The sequence below is a fragment of the Kineococcus radiotolerans SRS30216 = ATCC BAA-149 genome, from assembly GCF_000017305.1.
Classification (GTDB): Bacteria; Actinomycetota; Actinomycetes; order Actinomycetales; family Kineococcaceae; genus Kineococcus; species Kineococcus radiotolerans.
The window spans coordinates 1,767,242-1,786,864 of sequence record NC_009664.2 but is presented as its reverse complement, the minus strand read 5'-3'; the positions used below and the strand labels follow the sequence as shown (position 1 = coordinate 1,786,864).

Annotated in this window: 16 protein-coding genes and 1 tRNA gene; 11 read left to right on the top strand and 6 right to left on the bottom strand. The window is 75.9% G+C overall.

Going from position 1 to position 19,623, the window contains the following annotated elements; genetic code table 11:
* Nucleotides 1-111: 111 nt before the first annotated feature.
* Complete coding sequence (locus KRAD_RS08600; RefSeq protein ID WP_012085169.1) at nucleotides 112-1,317, top strand: sensor histidine kinase; 1,206 nt, start codon at nucleotides 112-114, stop codon at nucleotides 1,315-1,317.
* 19 nt (nucleotides 1,318-1,336) lie between these two features.
* Here the strand turns inward: KRAD_RS08600 and KRAD_RS08595 are convergent, their stop codons facing one another.
* Nucleotides 1,337-1,921: a helix-turn-helix domain-containing protein gene (locus KRAD_RS08595; RefSeq protein ID WP_012085168.1), complete on the bottom strand. Its 585-nt coding sequence runs from the start codon at nucleotides 1,919-1,921 to the stop codon at nucleotides 1,337-1,339.
* A gap of 47 nt (nucleotides 1,922-1,968) precedes the next feature.
* On the opposite strand from KRAD_RS08595, the gene KRAD_RS08590 reads away from it, so the two are divergent.
* The 4 genes from KRAD_RS08590 (at nucleotide 1,969) to KRAD_RS08575 (ending at nucleotide 4,762) form a co-directional block, all read left to right on the top strand.
* Nucleotides 1,969-2,748: a class I SAM-dependent methyltransferase gene (locus tag KRAD_RS08590; protein WP_012085167.1), complete on the top strand. Its 780-nt coding sequence runs from the start codon at nucleotides 1,969-1,971 to the stop codon at nucleotides 2,746-2,748.
* Nucleotides 2,745-3,692 (top strand): NAD(P)/FAD-dependent oxidoreductase, encoded by a 948-nt coding sequence (locus KRAD_RS08585; RefSeq protein ID WP_012085166.1) that lies wholly within the window; start codon nucleotides 2,745-2,747, stop codon nucleotides 3,690-3,692. Before KRAD_RS08590 ends, KRAD_RS08585 begins: the two co-directional genes overlap by 4 nt.
* 50 nt (nucleotides 3,693-3,742) lie before the next feature.
* Nucleotides 3,743-4,570 (top strand): alpha/beta fold hydrolase, encoded by an 828-nt coding sequence (locus tag KRAD_RS08580; RefSeq protein ID WP_012085165.1) that lies wholly within the window; start codon nucleotides 3,743-3,745, stop codon nucleotides 4,568-4,570.
* A gap of 115 nt (nucleotides 4,571-4,685) precedes the next feature.
* A tRNA-Thr gene (locus tag KRAD_RS08575) sits at nucleotides 4,686-4,762 on the top strand.
* 74 nt (nucleotides 4,763-4,836) lie between these two features.
* Here the strand turns inward: KRAD_RS08575 and KRAD_RS24120 are convergent.
* From KRAD_RS24120 to KRAD_RS08560, 3 genes are all read right to left on the bottom strand, one after another.
* On the bottom strand, nucleotides 4,837-7,461 hold the full coding sequence (locus KRAD_RS24120; RefSeq protein ID WP_012085164.1) for a putative bifunctional diguanylate cyclase/phosphodiesterase: 2,625 nt from the start codon (nucleotides 7,459-7,461) through the stop codon (nucleotides 4,837-4,839).
* 103 nt (nucleotides 7,462-7,564) lie between these two features.
* Nucleotides 7,565-8,578, bottom strand: coding sequence for a zinc-dependent alcohol dehydrogenase (locus tag KRAD_RS08565; RefSeq protein WP_012085163.1), 1,014 nt, complete (start codon nucleotides 8,576-8,578; stop codon nucleotides 7,565-7,567).
* Between the two features lie 83 nt (nucleotides 8,579-8,661).
* Nucleotides 8,662-9,018: a hypothetical protein gene (locus KRAD_RS08560; RefSeq protein WP_012085162.1), complete on the bottom strand. Its 357-nt coding sequence runs from the start codon at nucleotides 9,016-9,018 to the stop codon at nucleotides 8,662-8,664.
* 356 nt (nucleotides 9,019-9,374) lie between these two features.
* Here KRAD_RS08560 and KRAD_RS08555 point away from each other — a divergent pair, with 356 nt between their 5' ends.
* Entirely contained in the window at nucleotides 9,375-10,760 is a 1,386-nt protein-coding gene (locus tag KRAD_RS08555) for a bifunctional o-acetylhomoserine/o-acetylserine sulfhydrylase (protein WP_049821126.1), read from the top strand.
* A gap of 44 nt (nucleotides 10,761-10,804) precedes the next feature.
* Nucleotides 10,805-12,055 (top strand): homoserine O-acetyltransferase MetX, encoded by a 1,251-nt coding sequence (gene metX, locus KRAD_RS08550; RefSeq protein ID WP_012085160.1) that lies wholly within the window; start codon nucleotides 10,805-10,807, stop codon nucleotides 12,053-12,055.
* 89 nt (nucleotides 12,056-12,144) lie between these two features.
* On the opposite strand, the gene KRAD_RS08545 is transcribed toward metX, so the two are convergent.
* Nucleotides 12,145-13,515, bottom strand: a complete 1,371-nt coding sequence (locus tag KRAD_RS08545) for a C4-dicarboxylate transporter DctA (RefSeq protein WP_012085159.1) — start codon at nucleotides 13,513-13,515, stop codon at nucleotides 12,145-12,147.
* Nucleotides 13,516-13,565: 50 nt separating this feature from the next.
* Between KRAD_RS08545 and KRAD_RS08540 the strand changes: the two genes are divergently transcribed.
* The 4 genes from KRAD_RS08540 to KRAD_RS08525 all read left to right on the top strand — a co-directional run bounded on the left by KRAD_RS08540 (nucleotide 13,566) and on the right by KRAD_RS08525 (nucleotide 19,158).
* Nucleotides 13,566-15,221, top strand: a complete 1,656-nt coding sequence (locus tag KRAD_RS08540; RefSeq protein ID WP_012085158.1) for a sensor histidine kinase — start codon at nucleotides 13,566-13,568, stop codon at nucleotides 15,219-15,221.
* A complete protein-coding gene (locus KRAD_RS08535; RefSeq protein ID WP_012085157.1) occupies nucleotides 15,218-15,913 on the top strand; it encodes a response regulator in 696 nt (231 codons plus the stop codon). Before KRAD_RS08540 ends, KRAD_RS08535 begins: the two co-directional genes overlap by 4 nt.
* 72 nt (nucleotides 15,914-15,985) lie before the next feature.
* Nucleotides 15,986-17,179, top strand: coding sequence for an AI-2E family transporter (locus KRAD_RS08530; protein ID WP_012085156.1), 1,194 nt, complete (start codon nucleotides 15,986-15,988; stop codon nucleotides 17,177-17,179).
* A complete protein-coding gene (locus KRAD_RS08525; protein ID WP_012085155.1) occupies nucleotides 17,176-19,158 on the top strand; it encodes an APC family permease in 1,983 nt (660 codons plus the stop codon). The genes KRAD_RS08530 and KRAD_RS08525 overlap by 4 nt, the downstream gene beginning before the upstream one ends.
* Nucleotides 19,159-19,209: 51 nt before the next feature.
* On the opposite strand, the gene KRAD_RS08520 is transcribed toward KRAD_RS08525, so the two are convergent.
* Complete coding sequence (locus KRAD_RS08520) at nucleotides 19,210-19,419, bottom strand: hypothetical protein (RefSeq protein WP_157873548.1); 210 nt, start codon at nucleotides 19,417-19,419, stop codon at nucleotides 19,210-19,212.
* Nucleotides 19,420-19,623: the final 204 nt, after the last annotated feature.

The window sequence follows — 19,623 nt, the reverse complement described above, 5'->3', positions numbered from 1 at the left end:
CCGACGTCCCCCGCCCGTCGCCCCCGCCCCCGCGCCGGGGCGACGGGAGTCGCTGCCCGGTCGCGACGTTCGGGGCACGACACCCCTCCGGGGGGTGCCTACGGTGGCGGGGTGACCGACCTGAGCGCTGCTGAGCACCCCGGGCGCCCGGGGCGCTGGACCACCGCGCTGCGGGTCGCGGGCGACCTGCTGCTGGTGCTGGTCTGCTGGGGGACCGGGCTGGCCGTCCTCGGGTTCGAGCTCGAGGAGGCGCGGGGGGTGCGGGCCGAGGAGTGGCTCGTCGTGGACGCGCTGCTCGGGGTGGTGGCCGTCCCGCTGCTGTTCCTCCGCCGCCGGTGGCCGGTCGCGGTCGCGGTCGCGCTGGTGGCCGCGTCGCTGCTCTCCGTGGCGGTCGGCTTCGCCTCGGTGGTGGCGGTGTTCTCCGTGGCCGTGCGCCGGCGCTGGCCCGCCGCGGTCGCGGTGGCCGCCGGGGCGGCGGTGACCGGGGTGGCGCAGGCGGTCCTGTGGCCGGACCCGACGGTCACCTGGTGGGTGCTGGCGATCGCGCTGGTCGGGGTGCTGCTGCCGGTGCTCGCCTGGGGGATGTACGTCCGCAGCCGCCGGGAACTGGCGGCGTCCTGGCGCGAGCAGGCCGTGCGGGCCCGGGCCGAGCAGGAGCTGCGGGCCGAGCAGGCCCGGGCGGTGGAGCGCTCCCGCATCGCGCGGGAGATGCACGACGTGCTGGCCCACCGGATCTCGCTGGTCAGCATGCACGCCGGGGCCCTGGAGGTGCGGCTGGAGGGTTCCGCCGACCCCGAGGTCGTCGCCTCGGCGGCGACGATCCGCCGCAGCGCGCACGCCGCCCTGGAGGACCTGCGCGACATCCTCGGCGTCCTGCGCCAGGACGACGCGCCGGCGGAGGTCCCGCGCCCGCAACCGACCCTGGCCGACGTCCCGGGCCTGGTCGCCGAGGTGGTCGCCCTGGGTGCGCCCGTCGACCTGGACGTGCGCCTGGCCGATCCGGGGGAGGTGCCGGAGGCGTTGGGGCGCACCGCGTTCCGGGTCGTCCAGGAGGGCCTGACCAACGTCCGCAAGCACGCCTCGGGCCACCGGGCGCAGGTGCGGGTCGAGGGCCGGCGCGGACGGTTCCTGGAGGTCTCCGTCGTGGACCGGCCGTCCGGGGAGGGGGCGACCCCGGTCCTGGCCGGGGCGGCGCCGGCCTCGGGGTTCGGGCTCGTCGGCCTGGCCGAGCGCGTGGAGCTGGTGGGCGGGCGGTTGCGCGCGGGCCGCCTCGGAGCGGGTTTCGAGGTGTCCGCCCGGCTGCCCTGGCCGCGCTGAGACGAGCCGCGGGGCGGGGTCAGTCGCCGGTGCGCAGGTGGGTGCGCTCCCCGTCGCGGTCGAAGATGGACAGGATCTCCAGGTCCCCCGCGGTGGCGTCGGCGGTGATCCGGTGCGGGGTCATCGTGTCGAATTCCGCGGCCTCGCCGGGGTGCACGAGGAACGTCCGGTCGCCCAGTTCGAGGTGGGCCCGTCCCGACAGCACGGTGAACCACTCCCGCCCGGGGTGGACGCGGGGTTCGCCCTCGGTGCGGTGGTGGTCGTGCCGGTCGGCGCTCAGCCGCGTCTTGGCGACGGTGACCCCGGCGACCGCGCGCTCCCGCGACAGCAGCCAGGTGGTGACCCCCGGCCGGTGCTCGGCCAGCGGGCGGATGACGACGTCGTCCTCGGCGCCGGAGTCGACGAGGTCGTCGAGGGTGGTGTCCAGGGCCCGGGCCAGGGGGACGAGCTGGTCGAGGGCGATGCGCCGGTGACCGGTCTCGATGCGGCTGAGCGTGGAGGGGCTCATGAAGCAGCGGGCGGCAAGGGCGTCCAGCGACCAGCCCTTCGCCAGCCGCAGACCCCGGATGCGCTGACGGATGATCGCGTCGATGTCTTGCTCCATGAGCAAGATGCTATGCGTTGAACGCAGGACGTGCCTACCCTCGAACCATGCACGGACACGACCACGGTCCCCACCACGGTTCCGGGCACGGCCCCGGCCACCGCTCCCGACCCGGGCACGCGATGGGCCACCAGGAGGTGCTGGACCTCGAAGCCCTCGTCTTCGGCCACCAGCTCCACGAGGTCCTCGACCTGCTCCCGCCGGCCGCGCCCCCGCGGCACGTCGTGGACCTCGGCGCCGGCACCGGCGCGGGCACCCGGGTGCTGCGCACCCGGTTCCCCACCGCCCGCACCACCGCCGTCGACCACGACCCCCACATGCTGGAACGCCTGCGGCAGCAGGCCTTCGACGTCCACGACGCCGACCTCGACGAGGGTTTCCCCGACCTCGGGGCCGTCGACCTCGTCTGGGCGTCCTCGTCGCTGCACCACGTGCGCCGGCCCGCCGAACTGCTCGCCGGCGCCCGCGCCGCGCTGGCCCCCGGCGGGGTCGTCCTCGTCGTCGAGCTCGACGGGCTGCCGCGCTTCCTGCCCGCACCGGACTTCGAGGACCGTGCCCACGCCGCGGCGCTCGCCGCGGGCTGGAACTCCCACCCCGACTGGACCCCCGCCCTGCGGCGGGCGGGTCTCACCGTCACCCGCACGTCGCTGACCACCACCGCCCCCGACGGCCCCGACGCCCGCCGCTACGCCCGGGCGTGGTTCGACCGGTTCGCCGCGGGCCTCGGGCTCGTCCCCGACCACCCGCTCCCCGAGGTCCCCGACCTCGCCCCCCGCGTCACCCGGACCGTCTGGGTGGCCACCGCCGACCAGGAGGAACTCCCGTGAACCCCGTGAACCCCCCGGACCTCGAGTGCGACGTCGTCGTCGTCGGCGCCGGCGCGGCCGGAACCGCCGGGGCGATCGCCCTGGCCCGCTCGCTGCGGTCCGTCGTCGTCGTCGACGCCGGCGAACCCCGCAACGCCGTCTCCGACCACGCCCACAACGTCCTGGGGCGGGAGGGGGTCCGGCCGCTGGACCTCCTCGCCGCCGGCCGCGCCGAGGCCGAGGACTACGGCGTCCGGTTCCTCGACGACCGGGCCGTCGTGGCCCGCCGCGCCGGGGACCGCATCGAACTCGTCCTGCTCGGCGGGGCGACCGTCCGGGCCCGGCGGCTGCTGCTCGCCTCGGGGCTGGTCGACGAGCTCCCCGACGTCCCCGGGCTGCGGGAGTTCTGGGGCAGCAGCGTCCTGCACTGCCCCTACTGCCACGGCTGGGAGGTCCGCGGGCAGCGGATCGGGGTCCTGGGCCGCGGGCCGAACAGCCTGCACCAGGTCCTGCTGTTCCGGCAGCTGTCCCCGCACGTGACCCTGTTCCGGCACAGCATGGACGAGCTCCCCGCCGAGGACCGCGCGCAGTTCGACGCCCTCGGCGTCGAGGTCCGGGAGGGCCGGGTCCGGGGGGTCTCCGGCACCGACGGGAACCTCGTCGTCGACCTCGACGGTTCCCCCGTCGGGGTGCAGGCCCTCGTCGTCGCACCCCGGTTCCGCGTCCGCGGCGACCTCTTCGCCCAGCTCGGCGGGGAACTCACCCCGCACCCGCTGGGGGAGTTCGTGGCCACCGGCCCCGGGGGCGCCACCGACGTCCCCGGCGTCTGGGCCGCCGGCAACGTCGCCGACCTCGCCGCCATGGTCTCGGTCGCCTCCGGCGCCGGGGTCCTCGCGGGCGCCTCGATCAACGCCGACCTCGTCGCCGAGGACGCCCGGTGCGCCGTGGCCCTGCCCGTGGCGTGACCCCGCGGGGACCGCGCGGGCACCGCCGGCGGAGGTGGCAGGGTGGGGAGATGGAGCAGACGCGGACGCAGTCGATCGTGGTCGGGGACACCGCCCTGGCCGTGGAGCACCGACCGGGCCCCGGCCCGCTCGTGGTGTTCCTGCACGCCGGGGTGGTGGACCGCCGCTGCTGGGACGCCGCCCTGCCCGAGGGGGTCGCGACCCTGACCTACGACCGCCGGGGCTTCGGGGACACCCCGCTGCGCGGGCACGACTTCACCCACCTCGGCGACCTGTTCCGGGTGCTCGACGAGGTCGCCACCGGTCCCGTCGTCCTGGTCGGGAACTCCATGGGGGGCGCCCTCGCCCTCGACGCCGCCCTCGAGGCGCCCGAGCGGGTCGCCGGGCTGCTGCTGCTCGCCTCCGCGGCCAGCGGGGCGCCCGAACCCGAGGACGACGACCTCGAACCGCGCACGGTGGAGCTGGACGCCGCGATCGACGCCGCCCTGGAGGCCGGCGACGTCGACCGGGCGGCCGAGCTGGACGCCGAGCTGTGGCTCGACGGCCCGCTCGCCGCCCCCGGCCGGGTCGGCGGCGCGGCCCGCGAGCTGTTCCTCGACATGGACCGCACCGTGCTGCGCCACCGGGCCTTCGAGCACGGCGAGGGCGAGGTCGAGGCCTGGTCCCGGCTGGGGGAGCTGGACCTGCCCGTGGTCCTGGCGACCGGCGAGCTGGACGCCGGGTTCCTGCGGGCGCGCACCGCGCAGCTGCTCGAGCGCATCCCCGGGGCCGTCCGGGTGGAGCTGCCCGGCAGCGCCCACCTGCCCTCGCTGGACCACCCCGAGGCGGTCGCGGGCCTGGTGCGCGACCTCGTGCTGCGGGTCGCCCCCCAGCGGTAGGGGCGGGCCGGGCGGGCCCCGCGCGGGGCCCGCCCCCGGGCGCGCGGTCGAGGTGAACAAGGGCCGCGGTGTCCTGTAAGCTCACCAACCGTGTCCGCAAGGGCGCAGCAGGTCCGCCGCCTTAGCTCAGTCGGCCAGAGCGACGCTCTCGTAAAGCGTAGGTCCGGGGTTCGATTCCCCGAGGCGGCTCCACGGAGGCCCGTCCCGCACCAGCGGGGCGGGCCTCTCGCCGTTCCCGGGCCCGCCGCGCCCCTCGCACCGGACGCTCACGAGCGCGCGCCGCGCCCCGCCCCGTCCACCGCGAACGCCGCCGCGGGCAGGTCGTCCGCCGGGACCGGGCGGGCGAAGAGGAACCCCTGGGCGGCGTCGCAGCTCGCGGCCAGCAGCGCGCTGAGCTGGGTGTCCTCCTCGACCCCCTCGGCGACCACGCCCAGGGAGAAGCTGTGGGCGGCGCTGATGAGCAGCCGCACGAGGTCGCCGTTGCCCGCCTCGGGGGAGGACACGAAGCTGCGGTCGATCTTCAGCACGTCCACCGGCAGCCGCGACAGCTGCCCGATCGAGGTGTAGCCGGTGCCGAAGTCGTCGATCGCGACCCGCACCCCGATCTCGCGCAGCGAGCGCAGGTGCTCCAGGGCGAGGGGCTCGTCCACCAGCACCGTCTCGGTGATCTCGACGGTGAGGCGCGAGGCCGCGATCCCGCTGGCCGTCAGCGCGTCGGTGACGTCGTCGAGCAGGTGGGCCTGGGCGAGGTGGCGGCCGGAGATGTTCACCGCCACGTCCAGGCCGGCCCGGTGCCCGCCCTCGGCGTCCCAGCGCACCAGCTGCGCCGTCGCCTCCGCCAGCGCCCAGCGGCCCAGGTCGCACACCAGCGAGGACGCCTCCGCGACCGGGATGAAGGAGTCCGGCGGGACCAGCCCGTGCCCGGGGCGCTGCCAGCGCACCAGCGCCTCGACGCTCCTCGTGCGCCCGGTCTGCAGGTCCAGGACGGGCTGGTAGTGCAGGACGAGCTCGCCCCCGTCGAGGCCGCGGCGCAGGGCGGTCTCCAGCTCCGCGCGCGCCGACAGCTCCGCGCGCAGCTCGTCGTCGAAGACCTCCACGACCCCGCGGCCGGCGCTCTTGGCCCGGTACACGGCCGCGTCGGCGTCGCGGACGAGGCGCTCGGCGTCCAGGGCGCCGGGGGTGCCCACGGCGACCCCGACGCTGGCCCCCACCCGCACGTGCTGGGCCTGCGGGAGCCCGGTCAGGGCGACGGGGGCGCTGACGGCGCGGATGAGCCGCTCACCGAGGTCGACGAGGCCCTTCTCGTCCTCCACGCCCTCGACGAGGACGACGAACTCGTCCCCGCCGAGGCGGCACACCACGTCCCCGCCGCGCACGGTCTCGTGCATCCGGGACGCCACGACGCGCAGCAGCTCGTCCCCGGCGGCGTGGCCGAAGCTGTCGTTGACGGCCTTGAAGTGGTCGAGGTCCACGAACAGCAGGCCGACCCGGCCGTGCTGGCGGGCCGCGCGGTGCAGGGCGCGCTCGGTGAGGACGAGCGTCTGGGCCCGGTTGGGCAGCTCGGTGAGCGCGTCGTGGGCGGCCTGGTGGGCGAGGTCGGCCTGCAGCCGCTCGCGCTCGTGGAAGGCGGTGATCACCTGGGTCACCGAGGCGTGCACGAACGCCCCGAGCGGCCCGGGGACGGGGGTGCGCACGACCTCGCAGTCCAGGTCGCCGGCGGCGATGGCGTCGGCCTGCGCCTGGACCCGGCGCAGGCTGTCGACGGCGGCGGCCAGGCCCTGCGCCACGACCCGGACCTCGGCGGGGCCGTTCTCCTCGACGTCGACGAGCTCCCCGGCCGCCACGGCGCGCGACTGCTCGGCGAGGCGGCCCAGGGGGCGGGCGATGGCCCGGCGCGCGAGGAGGGTGCCGGTCAGCGTCGCGGCCACGACCACCCCGCACAGCACCAGCAGCTGCTGGAGCTGGCGCCGGGCCTCGTCGGCCTGGCGCTGCGCCCGCTCCACGACCGCGCCGGCGGCCCGGGCGAGCACCGCGCGCTGGGCGGCGTTGCGCTCCGGGACCGACGTGGCGAGGACGACGACGTCGCCCAGCGCGGGCTCGCCGTCGCTGCGCGCGGCCGCGGCCAGGACCCCGTCCACCCGCAGCGCGGCCGCGCTGCGGTCGGCGTCCTCCCAGGCTCGCGCCACGGCGGGGTCGTCGTCGGCGTCGCGCACGTCGGCGGCGGCCTGGTGGTAGGCGCCCCAGACGCGCAGGAAGTCCTCGCGGTCCACCGCGCCGGCCCCGGCCGCGACCGCGAGGTGGGAGGCGACCTCCTTGCCGGCCAGGGCGTGCGCCCGCGACACGCGCTGCAGGTCGTTCAGGGCGGCGGAGAGCTCCCCCTCCAGGCCCAGGGTGCGGGCAGCCCGCAGGTGGTCCCCGACGTGGCCGCCGAGGTCGTGCAGCAGGGCGTCGTAGCGCCCGAAGCCGGTGCCGGGGTCGGGGGCGGTGCGGGCCCCGGCCAGGGCCCGCGCGGCGGTGCGGGCCCCTTCGCCGTCGACGGGGGAGGCGGCGGCCACCGCGAGGTCGGTGGCGGCCGTGCTCGCGGCCCGCGCCGCCGTGGCGCCGAGGGCGCGCTCGACCTGCTCGGGGGTGGCGCCGGCGGCCGCGGGGCCGCGGGGCCGGGCCAGGGCCGCCGCGGCCAGGACGGGGACGACTTCCTGGGCGACGGCGTCGCGGACCTCGTCCAGCGCGATCGCGGCGCGCACCTCGGCGAGCGCGGCCTCGGCGTCGCGGGCCCGCTCCAGCCGGTCGTCCACGGCCACCCCGGCGACGGCGGCCAGCCCGACGACGGGCACCAGGACGAGCGCGAGCAGCGTCGACTGGAGCGGGCGGCCGCGTCGCGAGGGGGTCACCCCCGGCGTCTCGGCCGGGCCGCCGACGCACCTGAGCGCCGGCGGCCGCGACCACCCGGATGCGCGCGGGCGTTGCGCCGCCAGGGGACCCCGGGCGCCGGGGTCAGGGCTTGAGCAGGACCTTCAGGGCGCCGGTGCGGGCGGAGAGCACGTCGAGGGCCTGCTGCGCGTCGGCCACGTCGAACTCGTGGGTGATGAGCGGCGAAGGGTCCAGGACGCCGGTGGAGAAGGCCCGCACGGCGTAGGCCCAGGCTCGCGTCGGGGCGCCGAAGACGGTCAGGACGTGCACGTTGCGCGAGACCAGCTCCAGGGAGGAGAGGTCGTCGGCGTCGGTGGCGGGGATGCCGGTCAGCACCACGCGCCCGCCGCGGCGGGCCAGGCCCACGGAGGTGCGGGCGATGCCGGGCACGCCCGCGGCCTCGATCACGGCGTCGAAGGTGGCGTCCAGCGTCGTGACGTCGCCGGTGTAGTGCGCGGCCCCGCAGGTCGCGGCGAGCTCGCGGCGCTCCTCGTTGTGGTGCACGACGGTGACCTCGCAGCCGGCGCCCTTGAGCAGCTGCACGCAGAGCAGCCCCAGCGTGCCGGCGCCGACCACGGCGACCTTCGAGCCGACGGTGACGTCGGCGAGCAGGACGGCCTCGGCGACGCAGGCGGCGGGCTCGATGCCGGCCGCGGCGCGCAGGTCGGCGTCCTCGGGCAGCAGGTGCAGGTAGCGGGCGGGCAGCGTCAGCCACGTGGCCCAGCCGCCGGGGAGGGTGAAGCCGGTCTCCTCGTAGTCCTGCGCCCAGCCCTCGGTGTCGCCGGCGACGGAGGCGGGGGTGCCCTCGGCGGTGCGGATGCCCTGGCCCACGACCCCGCGCCCGACGATGCCCTCGGGCACGCCGGCGCCGACGGCCGCGACGGTGCCGGACCACTCGTGGCCCGGGACGACGGGGTAGCGCACGAACTCCGCGGGGCGGGTGCCGGCGAAGACCTCGCGGTCGGAGCCGCAGATGCCGCAGTAGGCGACCTGGACCAGGGCCTCGCCCGGTCCGGGGTCGGGGACGGCCACGTCGTCGAGGAGCTCGAGGGTGCCGGGTCCGGTGATCCGGACCGCTCGGCCGGTGCGCTGCGTCATGGGCGCAAGCTACCGGGCCGGGCGGTGCCGGCGTCCCGCGCCGGCACCCGGGGGGCTCGGCGCTCCCCGGCCGCCGGGAGGGTTCAGCGACCCTCGGCGCGGTCGATGACCTCGCTCAGCGCGTCGACGAGGCGGCGGGCCTCGGGCAGGGACAGCTGGGCGAGGTCGCCGACGAAGACCCGCGGTCCGAAGCGGCGCAGGACGGTCTGCCCGTGCTCGGCGTAGGCGAGGTCGGTGGACTCCAGGCGCACCGGGCAGGGGCGCTCGGCGCCCTCGTCGCCCTCGAGGGGCACGGTGCGGGCCTCGTAGCTGTGCAGCCAGCCGCCCTCGACCTCCAGCCCGCGCGACGCCCAGGGCGGGGCGTCCCAGCGGACGAGCTGGATCGAGTCGTCGGCCACCCGGGCCGCGCCCTCCCCGGTGGGGGTGCGCTGGTCGTCCATGGACGCTCCACAACTGGCTAGTAGGTGCTCGGAGGAAAGGCGAAGCTGAAAGTGATCGCGCAACCGCGGAGCGTTGCGTGGTCAGACTGCCAGACTCGTGCTGGTTTCGCCGTGTGTTCGCCGGAACACTCTGGGTGGATCATGAGGGGGGTGCGCCGGGCGCCGGGACCGCACCGGCGCGGCGGGGGCGGCGAGGAGTTGCCTCCGGGTTCCCCGCGGCGGCACCATCGGGACGTGCTCCCGCGCCTGGTCGTCCTCGACCCCTTCTGGCCGGGCCGACGTCCGTACCTCTTCGACGGGTGGTGTCGGCGCTCCTGAGAGCGCCCGCACCCACCCCGCCGAACCGGAGGACCCCCGTGAACGACCAGCCCACCCCTGCCGGCGCGCCCGCCGTCGACCCGTCGACCTGGAGCTTCGAGACCCTCCAGATCCACGCCGGCCAGGCGCCCGACCCGGCCACCGGCGCCCGCGCGCTGCCGATCTACCAGACGACCAGCTACGCCTTCCGCGACACCGACCACGCCGCCGCGCTGTTCGGGCTGGCCGAGGCCGGCAACATCTACACGCGGATCATGAACCCGACCCAGGACGCCGTCGAGCAGCGCATCGCCGCGCTCGAGGGCGGGATCGGCGCGCTGCTCGTCGCCTCCGGCCAGGCCGCCGAGACCCTGGCGATCCTCAACATCGCCTCCGTCGGCGACCACGTCGTCTCCAGCCCCCGCCTCTACGGCGGCACCCACAACCTCTTCCACCACACCCTGCCCAAGATGGGCATCTCGGTGACCTTCGTCGAGGACCCCGACGACGCCGCCTCCTGGGCCGCGGCCGTGCGCCCGGAGACGAAGCTGTTCTACGGCGAGACGATCTCCAACCCCGCCGGGGACGTCCTCGACCTCGAGGTCGTCGCGGCCGTCGCCCACGAGCACGGCGTCCCGCTCGTCGTCGACAACACCATCGCCACCCCGTACCTGATCCGCCCCTTCGAGCACGGCGCCGACGTCGTCGTGCACTCGGCGACGAAGTACCTCGGCGGGCACGGCACCAGCGTCGCCGGCGTCGTCGTCGACTCCGGCCGCTTCGACTGGGCCGCCTCCGGCCGCTTCCCCGGCCTCACCACCCCCGACCCCAGCTACCACGGCGTCGTCTTCACCGACGCCGTCGGGCCCGCCGCCTACCTCACCAAGCTGCGCGTGCAGCTGCTGCGCGACCTCGGTCCGGCCGTCGCCCCCTTCAACGCCTTCCTCATCGCCCAGGGCCTGGAGACGCTGTCGCTGCGGATGGAGCGCCACGTGCGGAACGCGCAGGCCGTCGCGGAGTTCCTCGACGCCCGCGACGACGTGCTGTCCGTCAACCACGCCTCGCTGCCGTCCTCGCCCTGGCACGCCCAGCAGCGGAAGTACGCCCCCAAGGGCTCCGGGGCGGTGCTCGCCTTCGAGATCGCCGGCGGGGTCGCGGCCGGGAAGGCGTTCGTCGACGCCCTCGTCCTGCACAGCCACGTCGCGAACATCGGCGACGTCCGCTCCCTCGTCATCCACCCCGCCTCCACCACCCACAGCCAGCTCACCCCGGAGGCGCAGCTCGCCTCGGGGGTCACGCCGGGCCTGGTGCGCCTCGCCGTGGGGCTGGAGGGGATCGAGGACGTCCTCGCCGACCTGCGGGTCGGGTTCGCCGCCGCCGCGGCCGCCGTGGACGCCTCCACCGCCCTCACCGCGGCACCCGCCCTGAACGACACCCCCGCCTGAACCCGCGTCAGGGACACTGGGACCGAGCGGGGAGTCGAGCAGGAGTGGTGGTCGTCGACGTGGGTGCGGGTGCGCGCGAGCTGGCTCCGGACGTCCCGGGGCAGCTGCCCCCGGAGGCGGCCGGCGTGGTGGCGCGCGCCCTCGCGCCCCGGGTGCCCCCCGCCAGCGGGGCCTGGCGCGAGGGCGACCCCGTGGGGCGCAGGCGGTTCGCCGACGTCGGGGACCTCCCGCTGCAGCTGGGCGGGGTCCTGCCGCAGGTGCGGCTGGCCTACGAGACCTGGGGGACGCTGGACGCCGACGCCTCCAACGCCGTCCTCGTCGAGCACGCCCTGACCGGCGACGCCCACGTCAGCGGCGGCGCCGGGCCCGGGCACCCCAGCCCCGGCTGGTGGTCCGCGCTGGTCGGCCCCGGCCGGGCCGTCGACACCGACCGCTGGTTCGTCGTCGCGGCCAACGTCGTCGGCGGCTGCCAGGGCTCCACCGGTCCCGCCTCCACCCGCCCCGGCACCGGCCGGCCGTGGGGCTCGGCGTTCCCACGGATCACCGTCGCCGACCAGGTCGCCGCCGAGGCCCGCCTCGCCGACGTCCTCGGGATCCCCCGGTTCGCGGCCGTCCTCGGCGGTTCCATGGGCGGGATGCGGTCCCTGGAGTGGGCCGCGGCGCAACCGGACCGCGTCGGGGCGGCGCTCGTCCTCGCCACCACCGCGGCCTCGGGCGCGGACCAGATCGGCGCCCAGAGCGCCCAGCTCACCGCGATCCTCTCCGACCCCGGCTGGCACGGCGGGGACTACCACGACCGACCCGACGGGCAGGGCCCGCACACCGGCCTCGGGCTGGCCCGCCGCCTCGCCCACCTGTCCTACCGCAGCGCCGCCGAGCTCGACGCGCGCTTCGGGCGCGCCGCCCAGCTCGGCGAGGACCCCCTCTCGCCCACCGCCCCGGGCCGCTACGCCGTGCAGAGCTACCTCGACCACCACGCCGACAAGCTCGTGCGCCGCTTCGACGCCGGCAGCTACGTCGCCCTCACCGACGCCCTGAACACCTGGGACGTCGGCCTGGGGCGCGGCGGCACCGAGGCCGCGCTCGCCGCCGTCGCGGTGCCGATGGTCGTCGCGGCCGTGGACTCCGACCGCCTCTACCCGGTCGCGGACTCCCAGCGCATCGTCGACGCCGCCCCCGCGGCCGTCGGGGGCCTGCGGGTCGTCACCTCGACCGCGGGTCACGACGGGTTCCTGCTGGAGGCCGAGCAGATCGCGCCGCTGGTCACCGAGGTGCTGGAGCTCGGCTCGCGCTGAACGTCCCGGTCCCGCCCGCACGCAGGACGCCCCGGCCGGAGGACCGGCCGGGGCGCGCGACGTCGGGGGCGGGACGCGGGTCGCCGTCCTCAGGGGACGGGGACGCGGACCTCCGCCGGCGCCGGGGCGTGGTGCGTGGGGTCCATGGAGGTCTCGTCGAACGGGCGGCGCCCGGCCAGCACCTCGGTGAGCTGCTCCCGGTCCAGGGTGCGGCTCCAGGTCGCGATGACCAGGGTGCCCACCGTGTTGCCGATGAAGTTGGTGATCGCGCGGGCCTCGGACATGAAGCGGTCGATGCCGACGATGAGGCCGACGCCGTCCAGCAGCGCGGGCTTGTGCGAGGCGAGGCCACCGGCCAGCGTGGCCAGCCCGGCGCCGGAGACCCCGGCGGCGCCCTTGGAGGCGATGACCATGAACACCAGCAGCGAGATCTGCTCGCCGATCGACAGCGGGGTGCCGAGGGAGTTGGCGATGAACAGCGAGGCCATCGTCAGGTAGATCGCGGTGCCGTCGAGGTTGAAGGAGTAGCCCGTGGGGACGGTGATGCCGACCGTCGACTTGTGGACGCCGGCGTGCTCCATCTTCGCGATGAGGCGCGGCAGCGCCGTCTCGGAGGAGGACGTCGAGACGATGAGCAGCAGCTCGCGGGCCACGTACCGGAGGACCTTGAAGATCGACAGCTTCGCGACGACCCGCAGCAGCAGCCCCAGGACGATGAAGATGAACAGCGCGCAGGTGACGTAGAAGCCGATCATCACCGTCGCCAGCGCCTTGAGGGCGTCGACGCCCGTCTCCCCGACGACGGCCGCGATGGCCCCGAAGGCGCCGATGGGAGCGACCCACATGACCATGGCCAGCACCTTGAAGACGACCTTCTTGATCGTCTCGATCGCCCGCAGCGCGACCTGGCCGGCCTCGCCGAGGGCCTGGATGGCGAAGCCCACCAGCAGGGCCACGAACAGCGCTTGGAGCACCGAACCGGCCGTGAGGGCCGAGAACAGCGTGGTCGGGATGATGCCGAGCAGGAAGTCGGTGGTCCCGCCGCTCTCGTGGGCCTTCTCGGCGAGCTTGGCGCCCTCGCCGCGCAGGTCGTCGGTCAGCTGCAGGTCGGTGACCGGCAGCAGGTTGCCCACCACGAGACCGATGACGAGGGCGAAACCGCTCATCACGAGGAAGTACAGCAGGGCCGTGCCGCCGACCCGGCCGACCTGGGCCGCGGCCCGCACCGACCCGATGCCCAGCACGATGGTGCAGAAGATGATCGGGGCGATCATCATCTTGACCAGGGCGACGAAGCCCGTGCCGAGCGGCTTCAGCTCCTTGCCGACCTCGGGGAAGAGCAGCCCGACCGCGATGCCGAGGGCGACCGCGACGATCACCGCGATGTACAGGAAGTGGGTGCGGTCGCGCTTCTTCACGACGGAGACCGCAGAAGACTGGTTCTGAGCGCCTGTGCTCATGGGACCCTCTCGGTGACGTCCGGGACAGCTGGGGGTGAACGACTGGAGTGATGGTGCTCACACGCCGCCGGCTCGCGCCTCCTTCCGGTCGTTTCGTTCACGTCCGCGCCGGCCGGCGCTGGACCCTCGCCTCCCGCGTCCTCGTCCTGCAGCTGCTCGTCGTCCTCGTCGTCGTCCTCGGAGCGACGGCCGCGCTGGGGTGGCAGCTGCGCGCGGACACCCGCCGCGATGCGAGCGTCGAGGTCACCGACGTCGCCGCCGCCGTCGCCCAGGCCCCGCCGGTGCGCGAGGGCCTCGCCGACCCCCCGGGCGCCGACCGCGTCGCCGTCCGGGACTACGTGGAGTCCGTCCGCGCCGCGACCGGCGTCGACTTCGTCACCGTCATGGACCGCGACGCGATCCGCTGGACCCACCCCGACCCCGCCGAGGTCGGGCGGCCCTTCCTCGGCCACGCCGAGGCCGCCCTCGCCGGGGGCCGCGTCGTGGAGACCTACACCGGAACCCTCGGCCCCTCGGTGCGGGCCGTGCTGCCCGTGCGCGCCGCGGACGGGCGGGTCGTGGGCGCCGTCGCCGTGGGGGTCACGACGCGCTCGGTCACCGCCGACCTCCTCGACCGCCTGCCCGTCCTGCTGCTCGCCCTCGCCCTGGCCCTCGCGCTGTCGGTGGCGGGGTCCTGGGCCCTCTCGCGGTGGGTGCGCCGCGCCACCCACGGCCTCGAACCCGCCGACCTCACCCGGCTGTGGGAGGTCAACGACGCCGTCCTGCACTCCCTGCGCGAGGGGCTCGTCGTGCTCGACCCCGCGGGCCGGGTGCAGGTCGTCAACGACGAGGCCCGCCGGCTGCTGCCCGCCACCGCCGACGGGTCGGTGGACCTGCCCCCCGCCGTGCAGCGGCTGCTGGGCGCCCCCGGCGACGTCGTCGACGACCTGCAGGTCACCGACGACCGCGTCCTCGTCGTCAACCGCCTCGACGCCCGCTGGGAGGGCCGCCGCGTCGGCACCGTCGTGACCCTGCGCGACCACACCGAGCTGCAGGCCCTCACCCGCGACCTCGACGCCGTCCGCGGCCTCGCCGACGCGCTGCGCGCCCAGGCCCACGAGGCCGCCAACCGCCTCCACGTCGTCGTGACCCTCGTCGAGCAGGGCCAGCCCGAACGGGCCGTCGCCTTCGCCACCTCCGAGCTCGCCGCCGCGCAGCAGCTCACCGACCTCGTCGTCGCCGACGTCGCCGACCCCGCGGTGGCGGCGCTGCTCATCGGGAAGTCCGCGCAGGCCGACGAGCGCGGCGTGGAGCTCGAGGTCGAACCCGACACCGCCCTCGCCGACGGGCTGCTGCCCGCCCGCGACCTCGTCACCGTCGTCGGCAACCTCGTCGACAACGCCGTCGAGGCCGCCCTCGACGGGGAGAACCCCCGCTGGGTCCGGGTCCGGATCACCGCCGGCGACGAGGTCGAGGTGCGGGTCACCGACTCCGGGGAGGGGCTGCCCGCGGGCTGGCTGGAGCGGGCGATGCAGCGCGGCTGGTCGCGCAAGGAGCACCGCCTGGCCCCCGAGGGCTCCCACGGCCTCGGGCTGGCCCTCGTCGGGCAGGTCGTGCGCCGCCACGGCGGGACGATCGCCGTGGAGGAACCCGTGACCCTCGACGACGGCGGCGGGACGATCGTGGTCCGCCTGCCCCTCGCCGCGCCGCCCGGGGGCGCCCGGTGATCCGCGTCCTCGTCGTCGAGGACGACCCGCTGCTGGCCGCCGGGCACGCCGAGAAGGTCGCCGCCGTCCCGGGCTTCGAGGTCGTCGCCGCCGTCCACTCCGGGCGCGAGGCGCTCGCCGCCGTCGGGGCCGCCGGGGCCGACACCCCGATCGACCTGGTGCTGCTGGACATGACGCTGCCCGACGTCGACGGGCTGCAGGTGCTGCGCGCGCTGCGGGCGGCGGCCGTGCCCGCCGACGTCATCGCCGTGACCGCCGCCCGCGAACCCGCCACCGTGCGGCAGGCGCTGTCGATGGGCGTCGTGCAGTACCTGCTGAAACCCTTCTCCGCCGCCGCGCTGGAGGAGCGGCTGCGCGCCTACGCCCGGTTCCGCGCCGACGTCGCCGCCGCCTCGGGCGAGCACGGGATCGACCAGCAGGCCATCGACGAGGCGCTGTCCCAGCTGCGCACCGCCGCCCCCGGTCGCGGGGTGGCCGCCCCGACCCTCCAGGCCGTCGTCGCGGCGCTGCGGACCGCCCCGTCGTCGCAGGGGCTGTCCGCGGCGGAGGTGGCCGCGGCGACGGGGTTGTCGCGGGTCAGCGCCCGGCGCTACCTGGAGCACCTCTCGGCGGCGGGCCGGGTCCGGCGCGAACCCCGCTACGGCGGGTCCGGGCGCCCGGAACTGGCCTACCTCCCCACGCCGGCGCTGTGAACCTCGGCCCCGCCGGACCCGGCCGGGGTTTCAGCGCGCGCCGGTGGTTTCCCGGGCTCACCATCGTGCCTCGTGACCAACGACGCAGGAACCCCCCGCGAGGTGACGGCCCTCGGCGGCGTCTCCGACGAGCGGGCCCCCTCCCCGGGAACCGTCCGCACCATCCTGACCGCCATCGGTCTCCTGCTGGCGACGGCGCTGGTGCTGTACATCGTGCTGCAGACCCTGCAGGTGCTCACCTGGATCGTCGTGGCGGCGTTCTTCGCCATCGCCCTCTACCCCGTGGTGGGGTGGGTGGAGCGCCGCCTGCTGGGCGGGAAGCGCCGTTCCCTCGCCACGCTCCTGGTGTTCGTGGTCATCGTCCTGGTGCTCGCCGGGATCGGGACCCTCTTCGTCGTCCCGCTGGCCCAGGAGGGCACGAAGTTCGCCGGGCAGCTGCCCCAGCTCATCGACGACGCCCGGGCGGGTCGCGGTCCCGTCGGCAACCTGCTGGAGCGGACCGGCGCGCTGACCTACGTGCAGGACAACCAGGACCGCATCCGGAGCTTCGCCACCGGCCTGACCACCCCCGCCGCCGGGGTGCTCAGCGGCGTCGCCACGAGTGCGGCCGGCGCCGCGTCGATCTTCGTCCTCGCGTTCCTCATGGTGCTGGAGGGCCCCAAGGTCGTCGACGGCTTCGTCAACCTCTTCCACGCGCCCACGGCCCACCGGCTGCGGAGCGTGGGGGCGGACTGCGCGAAGTCGGTCACCGGGTACCTCTCGGGGAACCTCCTCATCAGCGCCATCTGCGGCGTCCTCACCTACGCCGTGCTGAAGATCGCCGGTGTCCCCTTCGCCGGCCTCATCGCCCTGTTCGTCGCCATCGCCGACCTGATCCCGCTGGTCGGCGCCACCATCGGCGCCGTCGTGGCCGTGGTCGCCGGGCTCGTGCACTCGGTGCCGGCCGGCATCGCGGTGCTGGTGTTCTTCCTCGTCTACCAGCAGCTGGAGAACCACCTGCTGCAGCCGCTGATCTTCTCCCGCACCGTGAAGCTGAACCCGCTGACGGTCATCGTGGCCATCCTGCTGTCCGTCGAGCTGGCCGGGATCCTCGGTGCGCTGCTGGCGATCCCGGTGGCGAGCATCGCCCAGGTCGTCGTCCGCGACGTGTGGGACCACCGCAGGGGACGGCCCAAGGGCGAGGTGACGGTCGGGGAGGACCGCGAACCGGTCGGTTCCGCACCGCGCGAGATCCGGCTGCCCGGCGACGGCGCGCACCAGGCGTGAGCGCCACCCCCGACTACGCCGTCCCCGCGCAGGTGGACTGCCCCACCCCGGGGCAGGTGCCGCCCACCGGCCTGAAGCGCTGGCTCCTGGCCGACCGCGTGCAGCCGCCGGGACCGGTCGCCGCCACCGAGCAGGCCCACCCGCAGGCCTGGTGGAAGGTCATGTGCCTCACGGGGGTGGACTACTTCTCCACCCTCTCCTACCTGCCCGGGATCGCCGCCCTGGCCGCGGGGGCGCTCTCACCGCTGGCCACCCTGCTCATCGTCGCGCTGACCCTGCTGGGGATGCTGCCGATGTACCGCAGGGTGGCGGCGGAGAGCCCGCACGGTCAGGGGTCGGTGGCGATGCTGGAGGACCTCCTGCCGTTCTGGCGGGGCAAGGTGTCCGTGCTCGTCCTCCTCGGGTTCGTCGCCACCTCCTGGATCATCACGATCACCCTCTCCAGCGCCGACGCCTCGGTGCACCTGCTGGAGAACCCCTACCTGCCCGACGCGCTGCACGGGCACGCGGTGCTCATCACCGTGGTCCTGCTGCTCGTCCTGGGCGGGGTCTTCCTCAAGGGGTTCAGCGAGGCCGTCGGCGTCGCCATCCCCCTGGTGGCGGTCTTCCTGCTGCTGAACGCCGCGGTCGTCGTCGTCGGGCTCCTCGACGTCGTCCGCGACCCGGCCGCGCTGCACGGGTGGACCGACCGGCTCACCGCCGGCGGCGGGGGGATCGGCGGGGTCCTGGGCCCGGCGGTGCTGGCCTTCCCCCTGCTCGTGCTGGGCCTGTCCGGTTTCGAGACCGGCGTGTCGATGATGCCGCTCATCGCCGCGGAGGGTTCCACGCCGCAGGAGGTCCTGGCCGCGCGCGTCCGCAACACCCGCAGGCTGCTGACCGCCGCGGCGCTGATCATGAGCGTGTACCTGCTCGCGACCAGCTTCGTCACCACCGTGCTCATCCCCGCCGAGGAGTTCCGCGAGGGCGGGGCGGCCAGCGGCCGGGCGATGGCCTACCTGGCCCACGAGCACCTCGGCAACGGCTTCGGCACCGTCTACGACGTCTCCAGCGTCCTCATCCTGTGGTTCGCCGGCGCCTCCGCCATGGCCGGTCTGATCAACATCGTGCCCCGCTACCTGCCGACGTACGGGATGGCGCCGGAGTGGGGCCGCGCGGTGCGCCCGGTCGTCCTCGTCTACACCGCCATCAGCGTCCTCATCACCGTCGCCTTCCGCGCCGACGTCGACGCGCAGGCCGGCGCCTACGCCACCGGGATCCTCGTGATGATGGTCTCCGGCGCCGTCGCGGTGACCGTCTCCGCGACCCGCAAGCACCGGCGCCGGGCCACCGCGGGTTTCGCCGTCCTCACCGCGGTCCTGCTCTACGCGCTGGTGGAGAACGTCCTGGAGAAGCCGGACGGCATCGCCATCTCGGGCCTCTTCATCGCCGGGATCGTCGTCGTGTCCCTCGTCTCCCGCGTCTCGCGGACCACCGAGCTGCGGGCCGACCGCATCGAGTTCGACGAGACCGCGCGCAGCATCCTCACCGAGTCGCTGGCCTTCGACGGCGCCCTGCACCTCATCGCCAACCGCCCGGGGGTGGGGGACGAGGCCGAGTACGCGGCGAAGGAGGCCCGGGTGCGGGCCATGGACCCGGTGCCCGGCGCGGCCGACGTGGAGTTCCTGGAGGTCGAGGTCGTCGACCCGTCGACGTTCTCGGAGGTCCTCGTGGTGCGCGGCACCCGCGTCGGGCCGTACCGCGTCCTGCGGGTCCAGGCCCCCGCCGCGCCCAACGCCATCGCCGCGATCCTGCTGGCGCTGCGCGACGCGACCGGGGTGCGCCCGCACGCCCACTTCGAGTGGTCCGAGGGGAACCCCCTGGGCCACCTCATGCGCTACCTGATCCTCGGCCGCGGCGACACCGCCCCCGTCGTCCGCGAGATCCTGCGCGGCCTCGAACCGGACCCGGGACGCCGCCCGGGCATCCACGTCGGCGGCTGAACCGGCGGGTTCTCGCGCCCCGGTTCCCGCGCGCCGGTTCCCGCGCCGGGGTCAGTCGCCCCCGCGGGAGGTCTCGCGGGCCCCGCGCAGGTCGATCTCCCGCGGCGTCCCGCCCCCGGCGGGGGGCCGGGGCACCCGGTGGTGCCGGGCGTCGTGGAACTCCGCGAGCCGGCGTGTGGGGGAGAGGGCGTGCACCACCGTCGCCACGCCCCCGAGCACGGCGGCCCCGGCCACGACGACGGACACCACCACCGGGTTCACCTCTCCAGTGTGGTCCCCCGGTTCCCGCCCGGCGACTCGTCGGGCGCCGCGGACGAGGTCGCCCGGACCTCCGGGCGCGGGCGGTGGGGACGGTCCCGCCCCCGACGCGCGGAACCCGCCTCGGCGGTTCCGAGACGGGTTCCGGTGGTGGGTTACGGGCACGGCCCGGGGGTCCGGCGGACCGGGCCCCGGGCCGTGCGGCGG

Excerpts from the sequence above, each read along its gene's own strand:
- KRAD_RS08595 (WP_012085168.1), bottom strand. The coding sequence starts at position 1,921 with ATGGAGCAAGACATCGACGCGATCATCCGTCAGCGCATCCGGGGTCTG.
- KRAD_RS08590 (WP_012085167.1), top strand. The coding sequence starts at position 1,969 with ATGCACGGACACGACCACGGTCCCCACCACGGTTCCGGGCACGGCCCC.
- KRAD_RS08580 (WP_012085165.1), top strand. The coding sequence starts at position 3,743 with ATGGAGCAGACGCGGACGCAGTCGATCGTGGTCGGGGACACCGCCCTG.
- KRAD_RS08565 (WP_012085163.1), bottom strand. The coding sequence starts at position 8,578 with ATGACGCAGCGCACCGGCCGAGCGGTCCGGATCACCGGACCCGGCACC.
- KRAD_RS08560 (WP_012085162.1), bottom strand. The coding sequence starts at position 9,018 with ATGGACGACCAGCGCACCCCCACCGGGGAGGGCGCGGCCCGGGTGGCC.
- KRAD_RS08545 (WP_012085159.1), bottom strand. The coding sequence starts at position 13,515 with ATGAGCACAGGCGCTCAGAACCAGTCTTCTGCGGTCTCCGTCGTGAAG.
- KRAD_RS08540 (WP_012085158.1), top strand. The coding sequence starts at position 13,566 with ATGGTGCTCACACGCCGCCGGCTCGCGCCTCCTTCCGGTCGTTTCGTT.